Origin of the sequence: Acinetobacter sp. P1(2025), assembly GCF_051390655.1 — a bacterium.
GTDB lineage: Bacteria > Pseudomonadota > Gammaproteobacteria > Pseudomonadales > Moraxellaceae > Acinetobacter > Acinetobacter junii.
In genome coordinates this window covers 1-18,115 of the sequence record NZ_JBPKBJ010000064.1, presented here as the reverse complement: position 1 = coordinate 18,115, position 18,115 = coordinate 1, and the positions used below count along the sequence as shown (strand labels likewise).

Below are 18,115 nucleotides of genomic sequence, written 5' to 3'. Positions count from 1 at the left end.
GCAAAAGAACTTATTTAGACCAATCATCAAAGACTTCATTGATGACTTTATTCTCGATAAAAATCATCTGCTACCACAGAGAATCTATAAATGATAGTGCGTAAGTCCTAAATTATTATTTAGTTTTATGGCTGGGCTTGTTTTGGTTGGATGTGATTCAAAAATTGATGCTGTAAATCAAAAAATGGCTGAAATTCGGAACGAGCCTGCTTTACCTATTGAGCCAGCACCAGTATTTAGCCCTGTTCCATTATTTAACTATTCAGCACATCAATTGAAAAGTCCATTTATGCCAAGCTCATTGGCGGCTGAGTTGAAAATAATGGCGGGTAAGCGTGTTTATCCAAATTTCAATCGTCAACCGCAACCACTAGAAAGTTATGCGTTGGAATCCCTAAACATGAAGGGTAGCATGCGTGGTAAAACTAATGAAACGATAGCACTGATTCAGACCCCTGATCGACAAATTGAGCGGGTGCAGGTTGGAAACTACTTAGGAATGAATCAAGGTCGAGTGGTAAAAATTAGTCCGACTCAAATTGATTTGGTGGAAATTGTACCGGATGGGCGTGATGGTTATGTGGAGAGACCAAGAACGCTCGTTCTAATTGGTATGGCACCATAAAATTAAGGGAATAAAAATGAAAAAACAGATTAAATATTCTTTATTTGGGGAAGCGAAGACCATGAATCATGCATTCCGTCAATTTTCTATGGCTGCGGTTGCAATTGCTATTTCGCAAGTAGCTTCGGCACAGGTGGGTATTACAAATATTGTGCCGATGAACTTGGGTGATCAGGGTACTGAAATCAGAGTCATGTTTAATGGTTTGCCTCCTCAACCACAGGCCTATCAACTTGAGCAGCCTGCTCGTTTAATTTTAGATTTTGATAAGGCTCAGCAGAACTTAAAGCAAACATCCATTCCTGTTTCAACCAATGAAGCAAGTTCAATCAATGTGGCTGCAGATGATCAGCGTGCTCGTTTGATCGTGAATCTAAAGGATTCAGGTGCATTCACAACCCGTGTTGAAGGTAATACTTTTGTTTTAAAAATAAATTCAGCAAAACCAACATTAATCAGTAATCCTACGGTTGCTACTCGACAAGTTCAACAAGGTGTTTCTAATATTGGTTTTCAAAGAGGAAATCAAGGTGAGGGGTTAGTTGTTATTGATTTATTGGGAGGTAATACACCAGTAGATGTACAACAACAGGGGAGTAAAATCGTTGTTCGTACGCTTGGAAATAAAATCCCAACACACTTAGCACGTCGTTTAAATACTAATGATTTTGCGACCCCAGTAGCAAGTATTGATGCTTATAACGACAAAGGAAATGGGGTTATTACTATTCAATCTGCAGGTAGCTATGAGTACATGGCTTATCAGGCAGAGAACAAACTTACAATTAGTTTAAAAAGACCAGAAGATAAGTCACCGAATAAAGCTAAACCACAAAGCTATACTGGAAATAAAATTTCATTAGATTTCCAAGATATCGAGGTTCGCCGTGTTTTGCAGTTGTTAGCAGACTTTACCGGAATTAATATGGTTGCTGCTGATACTGTACAAGGAAATATTACACTACGTCTTAAAGACGTTCCTTGGGATCAGGCTCTTGATATCGTTTTAAAAACAAAAAATTTGGATAAACGTCGTAATGGAAATGTAATTTGGATTGCACCAGTTGCTGAGCTGATTAAAGCTGAGGAGGATGAGGCTAAAGCAATCGCTCAAAGTGTGAAACTTTCACCTTTGCAAACAGAGTATATTCAATTGAGTTATGCGAAAGCGGCGGATATTGAAAAACTCATTACTCAGGGTAAAAATGGCTCAGGTAATAGTAATCAGGGGGGGGAGTGGTTCCTTAGGTGATAGCGTAGGTAGTTTATTGAGCCCACGTGGAACGGTTTCGATCGATCCGCGTACCAACACACTAATTGTAAATGATACTTCTCAGAAAATTGATCAGATCCGTAAAATGATCGATTTGCTTGATGTATCGGTTAAACAAGTGATGATTGAAGCGCGTATTGTGCGTGCGAGTACAGATTTTACCAAAGAAATGGGAGTGAAGTGGGGAGTATTATCTAAAGGAATAGCATCTAATAATGATTTGCTAGTGGGGGGTAGTGAAACGACTTTATGGAATTTGCGTGAACCAACTCAGGACAGTGAAACGGGTGTTCCAAAATATGATATTGAACGCCCAGATAACCTTAATGTGAATTTAGGTGCTGTAACCCCGGGAGCAAGTCGTATAGCATTTGGTTTGATTAGTCTTTCAGATTTTATGTTGGACCTAGAGTTGTCGGCGGTTCAAGCTGATGGATATGGTGAGGTAATCTCAACTCCAAAAGTTTTAACTGCAGATAAGCAAGCTGCAAAAATTGAATCAGGTACTCAAATTCCTTACTCATCCTCTACAGGTGGTGGGGCGAATGCTGTTCCCAAAACTGAATTTATTGATGCGACATTAAGTTTAGATGTTACGCCGAGTATCACTCCTGAAGGTAAGGTAATGATGAAATTAAACATCACCAAAGACTCACCAGGAACGCCAACACCTACAGGGCAGTTGACGATTAATAAAAATACGATTGATACCAATGTTGTGGTTGATAATGGTGAAACTGTTGTTCTTGGTGGAATTTTTGAGCAAGAAAATATTAACTCTCAGACCAAAGTTCCATTCTTGGGTGATTTGCCTTATGTTGGGAAATTATTCCGTAGAGAGTCTAAACAAGACAATAAACGCGAGTTGCTTATTTTTGTTACGCCGAGAATTGTTAATGACACTTTGACAAGAAATCATTAATATATTTTCAATAGTCGCAATGAATATAGGTGGCGCGTTGCCAAGCAAAGCGTTTGAATCCCTACCAAATATTTATTTGGTAGGGCCAATGGGGGCAGGTAAAACAACAGTTGGTCGGCATTTAGCAGAATTGTTAGGTCGTGATTTTATTGATAGTGATCATGAAATCGAACGTAAAACAGGCGCTACCATTCCATGGATATTTGAAAAAGAAGGTGAAGTGGGATTTCGTTTACGCGAGACAAATGTATTAAATGACTTAACTTCTCGTTCATCATTAGTTCTGGCAACAGGTGGTGGTGCAGTTACTCAAGCAGAAAATCGTCAATTCCTTCATCAGCGAGGAATAGTTGTTTATCTTTATACGCCTGTAGAACTTCAACTACAGCGTACCTATCGTGATAAAAATCGTCCATTACTTCAAGTTGAAAATCCTGAAAAAAAACTTAGAGAATTGCTAGAGGCAAGAGATCCGCTCTATCGCGAAGTTGCTCATTATATTATTGAAACGAATCAAGGTGCGGCAAGAGATTTAGCTCAAAGAATTCTTCAGTTAATTTTATCTAAACAAGTCAAGTAATTTATTTAGTGGTTAATGTTATGCAGACGTTACATGTAGAGTTGGGGGATCGTCGTTATCCGATTTTTATTGGTAGTCATTTAGATCCTAAGAGATTACTTGAACCTTATCTGCACGGACGACAAGTGATGTTGGTATCTAATACAACTGTCGCACCTTTATACGCGGAGCATTATGGTAAAGCTTTAGAGCAATTGGATAAGCAAGTTGCAACTTGTATCTTGCCTGATGGCGAACAGTACAAAGATATTGAACACTTGAATCTGATTTTTAATGCCTTATTAGAATCTGGTTTTAATCGAGATTGTACTGTGCTTGCCTTAGGTGGTGGCGTTGTTGGCGATATGGCAGGTTTTGCATCTGCTTGTTTTCAACGAGGTGTAAATTTCGTGCAAGTTCCTACAACATTATTGTCTCAAGTTGATTCGAGTGTTGGGGGTAAAACAGGAATTAATCATCCACTGGGCAAAAATATGCTGGGTGCATTTCAACAACCTCAAGTTGTACTTGCGGATATGGCGCAGTTAGAAACTTTGCCTGATCGAGAATTGTCGGCGGGATTGGCAGAAGTGATTAAATATGCCTTACTTGGTGATCTTGATTTTTTAACTTGGCTCGAAGAGAACATGGATGGGTTGGTTGCTCGAGATGCTAACCTGTTAGCTGAAGCAGTTTATCGCTCTTGTGCTCATAAGGCTAGAATTGTTGCAAATGATGAGAAAGAGCAAGGTGAGCGAGCTTTGTTGAATTTAGGACATACATTTGGGCATGCAATAGAGTCTTATTTAGGTTACGGTGTTTGGTTGCATGGAGAAGCTGTTGCTACAGGTATGGTGATGGCTGCTGATTTGTCTGAACGTTTGGGTTGGATCTCAAGGGAAGATCTTGAGCGTACAAAAAAAATCATTCAACGTGCTCGTTTACCGATATCATGTCCAAAAATTCCTCTTGAAGAATTCTTAGCTTATATGGCACATGATAAGAAAGTTTTGAATGGTCAATTGCGTTTGGTTTTGTTGAAACAACTTGGACAAGCAGTGATCACTAAGGATTTTGATGTTGAGCTGATGAAACAAGCGATTCTTGCAAACCAAAGCGCGTAATTAAAATTAGGGTAATATAGCTGTGTCACGATCAATTTGGCAAAATATTCAACAGTATAGCTGGCTTTTTTTCTCTATCGCTTGTTTGGTGGCTGCACTGATATTTTGGGCTGTAACGGATCGTGATGCACTTGTTGAGGTGGATCACCCTTCTAAAAATGAAGCACAGGTTGAAATTAAGTCTGAAAAAGTAACAGCGACTACGAATTTAGGTGCATTAACGAATGAGGTTAAACCACTAGATTTGACAACTCGTGTTGTTGTGTCGAATGAACATGCACCTGAATTCCGTGGAACAAAATTTATCAGTGAAAATCAACGTCAATGGGTTGTTGAAATTTTTCGTAGTTCGGATGAGGCAATTGTTAAAAACTTTTTGTTGAATCGTGCAGATCGGAATAAATTTAGTTATTTTCGTTTGAGTGGTGATCAACAAGTTGAACAATATGTATTGGCATATGGTCTCTTCCCAAATGCTGAAGAAGCTAAACGTCAATTTTCCCAACTTAATTTATTTTTACCAAAGTCAATACATCCGACCATTCAGCAATTATCTACTTATACATCTTATGTAAATGATTTAGGCTCAGATGAGTTAAAGTCAGCTTCGAATCAGTTATTTGAAGTGCGTTTGAAGCCAGCAGCACTACCTAAAATAGATGAAACTTTGTTGAGTGGGCAGCAGGCGAAGGGTTCATCAAATACAGCTTTAAGTCAGAGTGTGAATACTTCGACAACTGTGACAACAACTGTGACTCAGCGCGATGCACAAGGTAATGTGGTTAACGTTAGACAAAGTCAGTCTAATCAACAAAATAATAGTTCAACCCCTGAAAAAATAAGAGAAAATTCAGATTCTTTTAGAAGAGAAGTAACTGATCCGTTTAATTGATTTTGCATTAAAATAGTGCAAATTAGTTCAAAATTGTAGCACTAAGCTTTTTTTTGGTGCAAATTTGTTCTAAAAGGAAACGGCTCATATCTTTATAATTTTTAGTTATTTTAACTTTTTTAATGATTTAGTAAATTTATAATTTTATGGCATATTTTTTGCATCGTTGTGGTGCTAATTTATCTGCTCATTGCTCTTTTTAGTGCTAAATGATTCATTATTTTGGTGAAATGTAAAGTTTTTGTGCTTTACAAAGAAGTGTGAAGGTGTAATAACTAAAAACACTTTATATAGTGAAATGCGCTGAATCTCCTAGCGGAACAGCGTATATTGCAAATCCGCCAGAAAAAATGTTTTCGCGAAGCATTGAACTTTATATGAGTTGATCGGCAATATCGCAGAAAATGAATTGATTGTTTGTTGCTCGAAAGAGCCATGTTGAAAGAAGGGTACGCTATGCACATGCCATCGCCTAATACTGTAGCTCCCGCTCAAGGTTTATATCAACCTGATGAGTTTAAGGATAACTGTGGTTTTGGTTTGATTGCCCATATGAAGGGTGATTCAAGTCATCATCTTGTGGAAACCGCAATTCACAGTTTAAGTTGCATGACGCACCGTGGTGGTATTGCCGCAGATGGTAAAACGGGAGATGGATGCGGATTGCTATTGGCTATGCCGAAACAGTTCTTTCGTGACGAAGCTCAGAAGTTAGGTACTAATCTTACTGAGATTTTTGCTGCGGGTACTGTATTTTTAAATATTGACCCTGCTTTAGCTCAAAATGCCAAAAACATTTTGAACAAAGAAATTACAGCTGAAGGTCTTACCGTTGCAGCATGGCGTGTTGTGCCGACAAATAATGATGCTCTAGGTGAAATTGCGTTGCAATCACTTCCAGCATTTGAACAAATTCTAGTGAACTGCCCTATGGGTGTCACTGAAGTTGAGTTTAATCGTAAACTCTTTTTAGCGCGTCGTCGTGCTGAACAACAATTACAAAATGATCCTTTATTTTATGTGACTACTTTAGCCACAACAGTGATTAGCTATAAAGGCTTGATGATGCCTGCTGCTATTGCTGACTTCTACACTGATTTGGCAGATGAGCGTCTAAAATCACATATCGTTGTATTCCATCAACGCTTCTCAACCAATACATTACCGCGTTGGCCATTGGCTCAGCCTTTCCGTTATCTTGCACACAATGGTGAAATTAATACCATTACTGCAAACCGTAACTGGGCTTTGGCGCGTACTCCAAAGTTTGAAAACCCATTACTTCCAGGCTTAACTGAATTAAATCCAATCGTTAACCGTACTGGCTCGGATTCTTCAAGCTTAGATAATATGCTTGAAATCTTAGTTGGTGGTGGTATGGATTTATTCCGTGCACTACGTATGTTAGTTCCACCAGCTTGGCAAAACGTTGAAACCTTAGATGCTGACTTACGTGCTTTTTATGAGTTCAACTCTAAGCATATGGAAGCTTGGGATGGTCCAGCAGGTTTGGTTATTCAAGATGGTCGCCATGCAATATGTATGCTTGACCGTAATGGTTTGCGCCCAGCACGTTGGGTGATCACTAAAAATGATTACATCACACTTGCATCTGAAATCGGTGTATGGGGTTATGAACCAGAAGATGTGGTATCTAAAGGCCGTGTAGGTCCTGGTCAAATCCTTGTTGTAGATACATTGACAGGTAAAGTTCTTGATACTAAAGATGTTAGTAACCATCTTAAAAACATGCGTCCATACCGTGAATGGTTGCGTGATCACGCAATCCGTTTGCAAGCGAACCCACAACTTGAAGAACAATTAGTTGATCAAGGTTTAACTGGCGATGCATTAAAAGCAGCTCAAAAAATGTTTATGGTAACATTTGAAGAGCGTGATCAGTTGTTACGTCCTATCGCAGAAAGTGGTCAAGAAGCTGTTGGTTCGATGGGCGATGATACGCCAATGGCGGTATTGTCTCGTCAGGTACGTCATGTGTCTGATTATTTCCGTCAACAGTTTGCCCAAGTAACCAATCCACCAATCGATCCATTACGTGAATCGATTGTGATGTCATTGGAAACTTGCTTAGGTCGTGAGCAAAACGTATTTGAACAAGGTCCAGAGCACGCTGACCGCATCATTATTTCAAGCCCTGTATTGTCAAACTCAAAAATGCAGCAGCTTCGTGATGTGGAAAAAGAGCGCGAAGGTTATGGCGTTGTTGATATTGATTTGAACTACGCTGAAGCTGAAGGTTTACAAGCGGCAATTGCTCGTATTTGTGAAGAAGCTGCTCAAGCTGTTCGTGATGGAAAAACACTGATCGTATTAACAGATAAGAACTTCCGTGAAGGCTTCTTACCTGCGAATTCAGCATTGGCAACAGGTGCCGTACATCATCACTTAATTAAAACTGGTTTGCGTACAGATGCAAACATTTTAGTTGAGACAGGTTTTGCCCGTGATCCACATCAATTTGCTGTATTGCTCGGCTTTGGTGCTACAGCAGTTTACCCTTACTTGGCTTATGATGTAATCAATGACCTAGTTGCTAAAGGCGAGTTATTGGGTGATCCAATCCACGCACAAGCAAACTTCCGTAAAGGTATTGAGAAAGGCTTATTGAAAGTTCTTTCTAAAATGGGTATTTCGACAGTTGCTTCTTATCGCGGTGGTCAATTATTCGAAGCGGTAGGTTTATCTTCTGAAGTCGTGGATAAGTGTTTCCTTGGTGTACCAAGCCGTATTCAAGGTGCAACATTTGCAGATTTAGAAAACGATCAGAAAAAATTGGCAACAACTGCTTGGCAGAACCGTAAGCCGATTGATCAAGGTGGTTTACTTAAATTTGTATTTGGTAAAGAGTACCATGCATTCAACCCAGACGTGATTAACTCACTTCACAAGGCTGTTCGCTCAGGTCAATACCAAGACTTTAAAGAATATGCAGAGTTGGTGAATAACCGCCCTGTTGCAACGATTCGTGACTTATTCAAATTAAAAACCACAAATTCAATTGCGCTTGATCAAGTTGAAAGCATTGAAGATATCCTTCCGCGTTTCGACTCTGCAGGTATGTCTTTGGGTGCACTATCTCCAGAAGCACACGAAGCAATTGCAATTGCAATGAATACAATTGGTGGTCGTTCGAACTCAGGTGAGGGCGGTGAAGACCCAGCGCGTTACGGCACGATTCGTAACTCTAAAATCAAACAGATTGCATCAGGTCGTTTTGGTGTAACACCAGCGTACTTAACTTCTGCTGAAGTTTTGCAGATTAAAGTGGCACAAGGTGCAAAACCAGGTGAGGGTGGTCAGTTACCAGGTGGTAAAGTGAATGGCTTAATTGCACGTTTACGTTACTCGGTGCCAGGTGTGACTTTGATTTCACCACCGCCACACCACGATATTTACTCAATTGAAGATTTGTCTCAGTTGATCTTTGACTTGAAGCAAGTAAACCCTCAAGCAATGGTATCGGTAAAACTGGTATCTGAGCCAGGTGTTGGAACCATTGCTGCAGGTGTTGCAAAAGCTTATGCTGACTTCATTACCATTTCTGGTTATGACGGTGGTACAGCGGCATCTCCACTTTCATCAATTCACCATGCAGGTTCGCCTTGGGAATTAGGTTTAAGTGAAGCGCATCAAGCACTTCGTGTAAATGATTTGCGTGGTAAGGTGCGTGTACAAACTGATGGTGGTTTAAAAACAGGTCTGGATGTAATCAAAGCAGCAATTTTAGGTGCTGAAAGCTTTGGTTTCGGTTCTACACCAATGATCGCATTAGGTTGTAAATATCTTCGTATTTGCCACTTGAATAACTGTGCAACTGGTGTTGCAACTCAGCAAGATCATTTACGTCAAGAACACTATATTGGCGAACCAGAAATGTTGATTAACTTCTTCAAGTTTATTGCAGAAGAAACACGTGAATGGTTAGCTGCTCTAGGTGTTGCATCACTTAAAGATTTGATTGGTCGCGTTGATTTGCTTGAAGTTTTACCAGGTGAAACTGAAAAGCATGCTCATCTTGATCTCAGCGCTTTATTGACTTCACATCCATCTGCTGAAGGTAAAGCTCAGTATTGCCAAGTTCAAGGTAATGCGCCATTTGATAAAGGTGTATTGGCTGAGAAAATGGTTGCTGAAATGCTACCAGCGATTGAAGCAGGTACAGGCGGTTCATTTAATTTCACTGTAGGTAACTGTGATCGTTCAATTGGCGCACGTATTTCAGGTGAGATCGCACGTCGCTACGGCAACTTAGGGATGGAAAACAACCCAGTTGTGATGAATCTTGTTGGTACAGCTGGTCAGTCACTTGGTGTTTGGAACGCAGGTGGTCTGCATATCAAACTTGAAGGTGATGCGAACGATTACGTTGGTAAAGGCATGGCGGGTGGTCGCGTTTCCATCTTCCCACCAAAAGGTTCACCGTTCCAAACACAAAATACTGCAATCATCGGTAACACTTGTTTGTATGGTGCGACTGGCGGTAAGTTATTTGCTGCTGGTACTGCGGGTGAGCGTTTCGCTGTTCGTAACTCGGGTGCTTTTGCGGTAATTGAAGGTGCTGGCGACCACTGCTGTGAATATATGACAGGTGGTGTGGTAACTGTATTAGGTAAAGTGGGTCATAACTTTGGTGCGGGTATGACAGGCGGTTTCGCTTATGTACTTGACCTTGATAATGACTTTGTTGACTACTACAACCATGAGCTGATTGACCTAAATCGTATCTCTACCGAGTCGATGGAAGATCACAAAGAAAATCTACTGCGTATCCTTGATGAACATATCAAAGAAACAGGTAGTGCTTGGGCATATAAAATCCGTAATGAGTTCGACTTCTATAGTCGTAAGTTCTGGCTTGTAAAACCAAAAGCTGCTAATTTGCAAACGCTTTTGAAAACAACCCAAGCTGATCCACAATAATTCCACGACTGCAAAGACATAGGCAGGTGCAGAGATGAGAGACATCGCTGCGCCTACCCACGGAGAGAGACATGGCAGAACGCCTCAATAATGACTTTCAATTTCTGGATGTACCACGTCAAGATCCAGAGAAAAAAGATATTACTGTCCGCAAAGCAGAGTTTGTGGAAATTTATAAACCTTTTACAGCGGAAGTGGCTGCAAACCAGACTCATCGTTGTTTAGGGTGTGGTAACCCATATTGTGAATGGAAATGTCCCGTACATAACTACATTCCAAACTGGTTAAAACTGATTGCTGAAGGTCAAATTTTTCAAGCAGCTGAACTGTGCCATCAAACCAATACATTGCCAGAAGTTTGTGGTCGTGTATGTCCACAAGACCGTTTATGCGAAGGTGCTTGTACTCTAAATGACGGCTTTGGTGCAGTAACGATTGGTAATGCTGAAAAATATATCAACGATACTGCCTTTGCTTTAGGCTGGCGTCCAGATATGTCTGGCGTTAAATGGACGAATAAAAAAGTTGCAATTATTGGTGCAGGTCCAGCAGGCTTAGGCTGTGCAGATATTCTTGCACGCGGTGGTGTAAAACCAGTTGTATTCGATAAACGTCCTGAAATTGGTGGTCTACTTACATTCGGTATTCCAGAATTTAAAATGGAAAAAGATGTGATGAAACGTCGTCGTGAAATCTTCACGGGGATGGGCATTGAGTTCCGTTTGAATACTGAAATTGGTGTCGATGTAACGATCGAACAGTTGCTTGCTGAATACGATGCAGTATTCATGGGTATGGGAACTTACACTTATATGAAAGGTGGCTTCCCTGGTGAAGATCTTGATGGTGTTTACGATGCATTAGATTTCTTAATTGCGAATGTAAATCGTTGCCAAGGCTGGGAAAAAGATCCAAGCGAATACATCAGCGTAGATGGCAAAAAGGTGATTGTTCTGGGTGGTGGTGATACTGCGATGGACTGTAACCGTACTTCATTACGCCAAGGTGCACATGATGTGACATGTGCTTACCGCCGTGACGAAAGCAACATGCCAGGTTCTGCGCGTGAAGTGAAGAATGCCTATGAAGAGGGTGTGAAATTCCTATTCAATCGTCAACCAATTGAAATTGTTGGTGAGAATGGAAAGGTAACAGGTGTAAAAGTTGTGACTACACAGATGGGTGAGCCTGATAGCCGTGGTCGTCGTAGCCCTGAGCCAATTCCTGGTTCTGAAGAAGTTTTACCAGCTGATGCAGTCTTGCTTGCTTTCGGTTTCCGTCCAAGCCCTGCGGATTGGTTTGGTTCTGCGAATGTGAGCTTAGATGGTTCAGGTCGTGTAGTGGCAGCTGAACAGCAAGAGTTCAAGTTCCAGACTTCTAATCCAAAAATCTTCGCAGGCGGAGACATGGTGCGTGGTTCTGATCTTGTGGTAACTGCTATCTGGGAAGGTCGTCAAGCTGCCGAAGGTATTTTAGATTACCTTGGTGTTTAATCCAGAAAATATTATAAAACACGTCTAAGTAGAGCCTGCATTATGCAGGCTTTATTATTTTTCACCTTATCTTTTTGGTAGTTTTGGCAAATCGTATAAGCTATTTTGCCCTATGCTTGACTATCCTGTAGCGCAATACTCAAAGTCAGTATATAAAATGTGCAGGAACTCAAGATGGCACTTGCAAATGCAAATTCAGAGAAAGGCTATTTAAATCGTCCCAAAGCTTTGGGAATTACAGTGCGTCGTTTGCAATTTAATCCTAAAAAAATTCAACGACACTATTTTGCTAATTCTCCATTAATGTCGCATCTTTTAACTGCGTTATCATCCACTTTTCCAATTGGTGAACAATATTTTGTGAACAGTGTGCGGAACGTACGAGATAAAGTTAAAGATCCTCAGTTACAAGCACAAATTGCTGCATTTATTGGACAAGAAGCAATGCATTCTAAAGCCCATACTGAGTTCAATGATGCATGGCGTAAAGAGGATTATAACCTTGATCGTTTTCAAGCGTGGCTGGCAAAGCGTGATGATGCACTACGAAACATTCATCCAAAATTACAGCTCGCTTTAACTTGTGCATTTGAACATTTTACTGCGATGTTAGGCGGTTACATTCTCAAACATCCAGAAATATTAAGTACTTTAGATGATGATGCAATGAAATTATGGGTGTGGCATGCAATTGAAGAAATTGAACATCGCTCTGTTGCCTTTGATGTCTATCAAGAGGTCTATGGCGATGATCGTATTCGTCGTTTATTAATGCGTAGTGTAACCACTGGTTTTGCAAGTTTGACGTTCTATGCGACCTCACGTTTAGTTTGGCAAGATAAATGGAAAAGCTTACCGAAAGTTGGTGGCAATCTATTTGGAATCTATTTACTTGTAAAAATGTTAATTCAGCTTATTCCTGAATACTTATCGTATTATCAAGCGGATTTCCATCCTGCAAAGCATGACTATACGAAATTGGTAAATTACTGGAAAGCACGTATGGCTGACGAATATGGAATGATCAGCTTTCAAGAGGAAATCGTATCTAAAATTTACAGTTAATTAGTCAGACAGCATAATACTCCTCGTATTGCAAAGCATTACTTCAAGAGAATTGAGTAATGCTTTTTTATTTAATCTAAACATAAATCAACTTAAATAAATGTTACACAGATAGTAAAAAATCTCACTACAATGAATTATCGCAAAAATATAAAGAAAAACTTGAGGATAAATTTTTATGAAAATGATCAAACACACCGCTTTAGTAACAGTATTGGCAAGCACATTGTTATTCACGGGTTGTGGTTATAATACGTTGCAAGTGAAAGATGAAGCTGTGAGTGCTTCATGGTCAGAAGTACAAAACCAATATCAACGCCGCGCTGATTTAGTTCCAAATCTTGTTAATGTCGTGAAAGGCTATGCCAAACATGAGGAACAAGTGCTCACAGAGGTGACTCAAGCACGTTCGAATGTTGCGGGTTTAAAAGTTGATAAAGAAGTTTTAGAAGACCCAGCTTTATTTGAGAAATACCAGCAAGCACAGAGTCAATTAACGGGTGCATTGTCTCGTCTAATTGCTGTTTCTGAAAATTATCCCGACCTAAAAGCCAACGAACAATTTCGTGATCTACAAGCCCAATTGGAAGGTACTGAAAATCGTATAGCTGTGGCTCGCAATCGCTATATCACGACTGTTCAAGATTACAATGCTTATGTACGTCAGTTCCCACAGGTAATGACTGCAAAAGTTATTGGAATGAAAACCAAAGAGAACTTCAAAGCAGAACAATCCGCACAGCAAGCTCCGACAGTTTCATTTAATTAAGAACTGAAACTGGTTAGATCGATAAGGAGTAAGGTATGTTGATAAAACCAACGCAAAAAATTAAATATATTCTTATTATTCTTTTTGCGCTGCTTTGTTGTCAGCATACCGTTTGGGCGGAGGTTGCAACCGCAACAGATCATAGTGATGTGATTGTTGCTGGAAAAATCATTCAAGATCAGCAGAAAAATAGCTCTACATCATCGCAGTCAATACAAGTACCCATATTGCCAAAAGTTACCAATGATATGGAGTATGGTGAATCAATTCGAAATTTACCGACTTTAAATCAGCCTGTTATTGATCAAGCTAAGGTGTTGAGTGAGGCTGAAATACAGCAACTTAATCAAAAAATTCTGAGTTTATATCAACAAGGCAAAGCTCAAATCGGTGTAATTATTGTACCAACGACAGGACAAGAAGCCATTTTTGATTTTGCTTTGCGTACAGGCGAAAAATGGCAATTAGGTTCAGCCAAGCGTGATAATGGTTTGTTAATGGCGATTGCGATTAATGATCGTAAAATTCAAATATTGACAGGTTATGGCTTGGAGGGTGTATTACCCGATGTAGTATTGAGCCGAATAATTCGAAATCAGATCACTCCTTATTTCAAACAAGGTCAATATGCACAAGGGATTTCGTCAGGTTTGGATGAGCTTACCCGTATTGTTAATCTTGATCCGGAGATCGCTCAACAATCTGCTCAAGAGCTCAAAGAGCGACATGAGCAGGCAATCCAAGCACAACAAGCGAAAGATAATACGCTTACGATGGCGCTATTTATTTTAATTGCAGGTGTCATAGGATCGTTCATTGTGGGTAAACGATTAAGTGCATCTACTGCTGCTGTTGCTGCAACAGTTGCAGGTTTGGTAAATGGTGCAGGTATTCTTATGAGTTTGCTGCTTGGCATAGGTATTTTCTTTTTATTAATTACATCACTTGCTCAACTGATTTTTCAAGCTTTCTTGTCTGGTGGAGGACGCGGAGGCGGAGGTGGAGGATTTGGCGGTAGTGGTGGTGGCTATAGCGGTGGTGGCGGTAGCTTTGGAGGGGGAGGTGCCTCAGGATCATGGTAACTAAAACAGATACAACAGAAATTATTACGCAACCCAAGCTCGATGAATCTGTACAACCTAGTGCAAAACGCTGGTTAAAGCATTTTTTTTACGTTTCATCAGCACATCGGTATTTTAATAAACAAGATCGACAAGAGATCGCTAGATCAGTACAGCAAGCAGAAAAAGGTCATGTAGGCGAAATTCAGGTGGTAATTGAAGGTCATATACCATGTTCACAAGCTTATTACCAAAATACACGTTTACGTGCGCAGCAACTCTTTGCAGAATTAGGTGTTTGGGATACCGAGTTGAATAGTGGTGTGCTGCTTTATTTAAATTTGTGTGAGCGTAAAGTTGAGATTTTGATTGATCGTGGTTTGAAGAATGCAACACAAACACATATTTGGACTCAAATCTGTCAGGAAATGATCAGCCTTTTGACTGCAAAACAATATCAAGCAGCTGTTAAACATGGAGTGGAGCAGATTGGTTCAGTGCTTGATGACTTTTATGCTAAAAACAATAAAAATGAAGTGAACAATGAGCTTCCAAATGAACCATATATTTTAAATTGAGCCTTTGTTAGTCTATTTTTCAATAATCAATTTAACCTATTTCGATTAGACCGTTTATCTTCCGATAAATGGTCTATTTATTCATCACTTTTTAGAAAAAAAGATAATTAAAACTCTGTGATTAAATTCTCTTTTAATTGCGAAAATTACTAAAAAAGCATTAAAAATTCCTTAAGCAAGGTCTCAGGCTTGCAAAATGGTGACATATATTGTCATTTATTATTTCTTTTTGTCAAAAAAGAGGGGCTTTTGTTCGTGCTGAATAATGTTTTAAGTCTCTGTTTTTTTAAGCTAAAATTCGATAAGCTAAGGACTGGCATAGAACATGCTAAATACAAGTAGCTAATAAAAGCTTATAAAAATTTATACATTGGAGAAATGTTATGAAATCAATGCAAAAGGGTTTTACTCTTATTGAATTAATGATCGTTGTAGCGATCATTGGTATCTTGGCTGCGGTAGCATTACCTGCGTATCAAGATTATACTATTCGAGCAAAAGTATCTGAAGCAGTTTTAGCAGCATCAGCGTGTCGTACAACTGTAACTGAAGTTTTTCAATCATCAACGAGTGCATCTTTACCTACTGCAGGAAACTGGGGGTGTGAGGCAGGTACTTCTAGTTCGGCAGCAACAAAATATGTTCAAACGGTAACAACTACAGACGCTGGTCAAATTTTTGTAACTACTAGTGCTGCACCAGATTTGAAAGATGCTGCTTCAAAACAATTCGCATTAACACCGATGAAAAGTGCTACAGCAGCAATGACTTCAAGTGATGTTGGTACAGCTGTTAACAACTGGAAATGTGGTCCAGCAACTAATGGTGGCACTGCTATGCCTGCTAAATATTTGCCAGGCTCGTGTCGAGCAAGCTAATTTAGACAGTTAAATGATAGGGATGTTTAGGCATCCCTTTTTTATTAATTATTTATAAGAAGTTATAAAAAATGAATAAAAGTATAAAATATTTTTTTCTCTTATCTCTTTTGTTTATAGGTTTATCATGGCTTGTACCAAATCATTATCTACCATGGTTAACTTCTCATAGTGATTTTCTCGCATTTTTATCATTATTTTTTTTGAGTTTAGCAACATTTTTCAGTATTAAAAGGATTGTAGTCCCTAAAAAAGTTATCCTATTCTTTTTGTTTTTAATGTTTATACCTTTTTTCCAATTTTTTTTTGGTAAAATCTTCTTTTTTGGAGATGCATTAATAAGTTCACTTTATTTGTTGGGTTTTCTTATTGCTTATAGTGTAGGCTATAATCTCGCAGAATATAAAATATTTATCTATAAATATTTTTTTATGTTAATTTTATTTGTTAGTATTTTAAGTGTGTATATTGTGTTAAAGCAATGGATGCTTCTTACTTCTAATGGGGTTTGGATTGTTGAAATTCCTCCAGGTGGTCGCCCATTTGCTAATTTTGCCCAGCCTAATAATTGTTCAACATTTCTTTCCATCGGATTAATGGCAACACTCTATTTATACGAAAAAAAATATATCAATAGCTTTTCTGGAATTATAATTTCAATTTTTATCTTGTTTGGAATAGCACTTTGCCAATCTAGAACAGCATGGGTTTTTGTAGTATTGTTTATATTTTGGTGGCTTTTTAAAACTAGAAATTTTAATGTTAGATTGAATAGATATTTAATTTTTTATTTTTCCAGCTTATTCGCTTTATTTGTTTTAATAATACCTTTCTTTTCTGATTATCTAGATGTGATGTTTACAAAGGATATTATAACTAGAGCAACAACAGGTCATCTAAGAATTCCTATGTGGCACCAAATGTTATTGGCTATAGCAAATGAACCTTTAGTAGGCTACGGTTGGAATCAAGTCAGTGTTGCTCAACTATCTATTTATTTAGATTATCCGACAACTGAGTGGGTTGAGCATAGTCATAATATTTTTTTAGACTTATTAGTTTGGAACGGTATCCCTATTGGAGTTTTTATTATTTTTTTTCTATGTTTGTGGTTATATGAAATTAGTAAACTTGTGAATGATATTGAGTCTTTTATTTCTCTTTCTATGGTAGGTATTGTTTTAATACATGCAATGTTAGAGTATCCTCTAGATTATGCTTTTTTTCTACTTCCAGTAGGATTTTTACTCGGCAATGTTCAATATAAAGATGATGGTATTAAACTTGTTTATATTAAACAATCGGTTTTAAAATCATTGATAATATTTTCCTCTATTATATATGTGTGGATTTTTTTTGAGTATAGGGTTATTGAAAAAGATATCCAACTACTTAGGTTTGAAATGTATAATATTGGAGAATTGCATTCGAATAGTGCTACACCAAATATATTGCTACTTACTCAATTAAAAGAACAAATAAGGTTTTCTCGTACGATTCCTCATTCAAATATGTCGAGACAGCAATTAGATTGGATGCGTAGAGTAGCGTATCGTTATGCTACACCATATAATTTATACCATTATGCACAAGCTCTAGCATTAAATGATAAAAATGAATCAGCAAAGAAACATTTGCTCATTCTGGAGAAATTATATGGTAGAAAGTATAATTTTAGTTCGCTTTATGATGTGAATCAATCTCTAGCTTTTGAATGGCATAAAAAGAGTGTATCCAAGTAATGACGTATGCTTTATCAAAAAGAAAGTTTTTTATTAAACATTTTTTTATTTCTATAGTTGTAGCTATTTTTATAGTAGGCATTAGACCTCTTGCAAAAATCATTTTTCAACCAACTCCATGTTGTAAATTGCAGCAATTAAATTCAGACGTAAACCCATGCGTTTACGCCTATTTCGATAACGTGTAGCCAGA

The 18,115-nt window shown here is 38.6% G+C and carries 12 protein-coding genes and 2 pseudogenes; 13 read left to right on the top strand and 1 reads right to left on the bottom strand.

The window, feature by feature from the left end; translation table 11 throughout:
• Positions 1 to 127 precede the first annotated feature (127 nt).
• From ACSC97_RS14210 to ACSC97_RS14150, 13 genes and pseudogenes are all read left to right on the top strand, one after another.
• Positions 128 to 625: a pilus assembly protein PilP gene (locus ACSC97_RS14210; RefSeq protein ID WP_436661554.1), complete on the top strand. Its 498-nt coding sequence runs from the start codon at positions 128 to 130 to the stop codon at positions 623 to 625.
• A 61-nt stretch (positions 626 to 686) separates the two neighbouring features.
• Positions 687 to 2,820 (top strand): annotated as a pseudogene (gene pilQ, locus ACSC97_RS14205) (type IV pilus secretin PilQ).
• A gap of 19 nt (positions 2,821 to 2,839) precedes the next feature.
• Complete coding sequence (gene aroK / locus ACSC97_RS14200) at positions 2,840 to 3,400, top strand: shikimate kinase AroK (protein ID WP_004909618.1); 561 nt, start codon at positions 2,840 to 2,842, stop codon at positions 3,398 to 3,400.
• 20 nt (positions 3,401 to 3,420) lie between these two features.
• Positions 3,421 to 4,503 (top strand): 3-dehydroquinate synthase, encoded by a 1,083-nt coding sequence (gene aroB / locus ACSC97_RS14195; RefSeq protein ID WP_436661551.1) that lies wholly within the window; start codon positions 3,421 to 3,423, stop codon positions 4,501 to 4,503.
• A gap of 16 nt (positions 4,504 to 4,519) precedes the next feature.
• Positions 4,520 to 5,395 carry a hypothetical protein gene (locus ACSC97_RS14190; protein ID WP_436661558.1) on the top strand — a complete coding sequence of 292 codons (876 nt, stop codon included), beginning with the start codon at positions 4,520 to 4,522 and terminating at the stop codon, positions 5,393 to 5,395.
• A gap of 462 nt (positions 5,396 to 5,857) precedes the next feature.
• Positions 5,858 to 10,336 (top strand): glutamate synthase large subunit, encoded by a 4,479-nt coding sequence (gltB, locus tag ACSC97_RS14185; protein ID WP_171496621.1) that lies wholly within the window; start codon positions 5,858 to 5,860, stop codon positions 10,334 to 10,336.
• 71 nt (positions 10,337 to 10,407) lie between these two features.
• The gene (locus ACSC97_RS14180; RefSeq protein ID WP_004909607.1) at positions 10,408 to 11,829 is read left to right on the top strand and encodes an FAD-dependent oxidoreductase; all 1,422 of its coding nucleotides are present in this window, start codon (positions 10,408 to 10,410) and stop codon (positions 11,827 to 11,829) included.
• Between the two features lie 174 nt (positions 11,830 to 12,003).
• The gene (locus ACSC97_RS14175) at positions 12,004 to 12,894 is read left to right on the top strand and encodes a metal-dependent hydrolase (protein WP_436661549.1); all 891 of its coding nucleotides are present in this window, start codon (positions 12,004 to 12,006) and stop codon (positions 12,892 to 12,894) included.
• A 178-nt stretch (positions 12,895 to 13,072) separates the two neighbouring features.
• Positions 13,073 to 13,663: a LemA family protein gene (locus tag ACSC97_RS14170; RefSeq protein WP_436661547.1), complete on the top strand. Its 591-nt coding sequence runs from the start codon at positions 13,073 to 13,075 to the stop codon at positions 13,661 to 13,663.
• Positions 13,664 to 13,698: 35 nt separating this feature from the next.
• Positions 13,699 to 14,745 carry a TPM domain-containing protein gene (locus tag ACSC97_RS14165; protein WP_436661545.1) on the top strand — a complete coding sequence of 349 codons (1,047 nt, stop codon included), beginning with the start codon at positions 13,699 to 13,701 and terminating at the stop codon, positions 14,743 to 14,745.
• A complete protein-coding gene (locus ACSC97_RS14160) occupies positions 14,739 to 15,302 on the top strand; it encodes a TPM domain-containing protein (RefSeq protein ID WP_201897982.1) in 564 nt (187 codons plus the stop codon). The genes ACSC97_RS14165 and ACSC97_RS14160 overlap by 7 nt, the downstream gene beginning before the upstream one ends.
• A 392-nt stretch (positions 15,303 to 15,694) precedes the next feature.
• Positions 15,695 to 16,180, top strand: coding sequence for a pilin (locus ACSC97_RS14155; RefSeq protein ID WP_436661556.1), 486 nt, complete (start codon positions 15,695 to 15,697; stop codon positions 16,178 to 16,180).
• A gap of 71 nt (positions 16,181 to 16,251) precedes the next feature.
• Entirely contained in the window at positions 16,252 to 17,922 is a 1,671-nt protein-coding gene (locus ACSC97_RS14150) for a PglL family O-oligosaccharyltransferase (protein WP_270900426.1), read from the top strand.
• A 99-nt stretch (positions 17,923 to 18,021) separates the two neighbouring features.
• Here ACSC97_RS14150 and ACSC97_RS14145 read toward each other — a convergent pair.
• Positions 18,022 to 18,115 (bottom strand): annotated as a pseudogene (locus ACSC97_RS14145) (IS5/IS1182 family transposase); the annotation flags it as partial.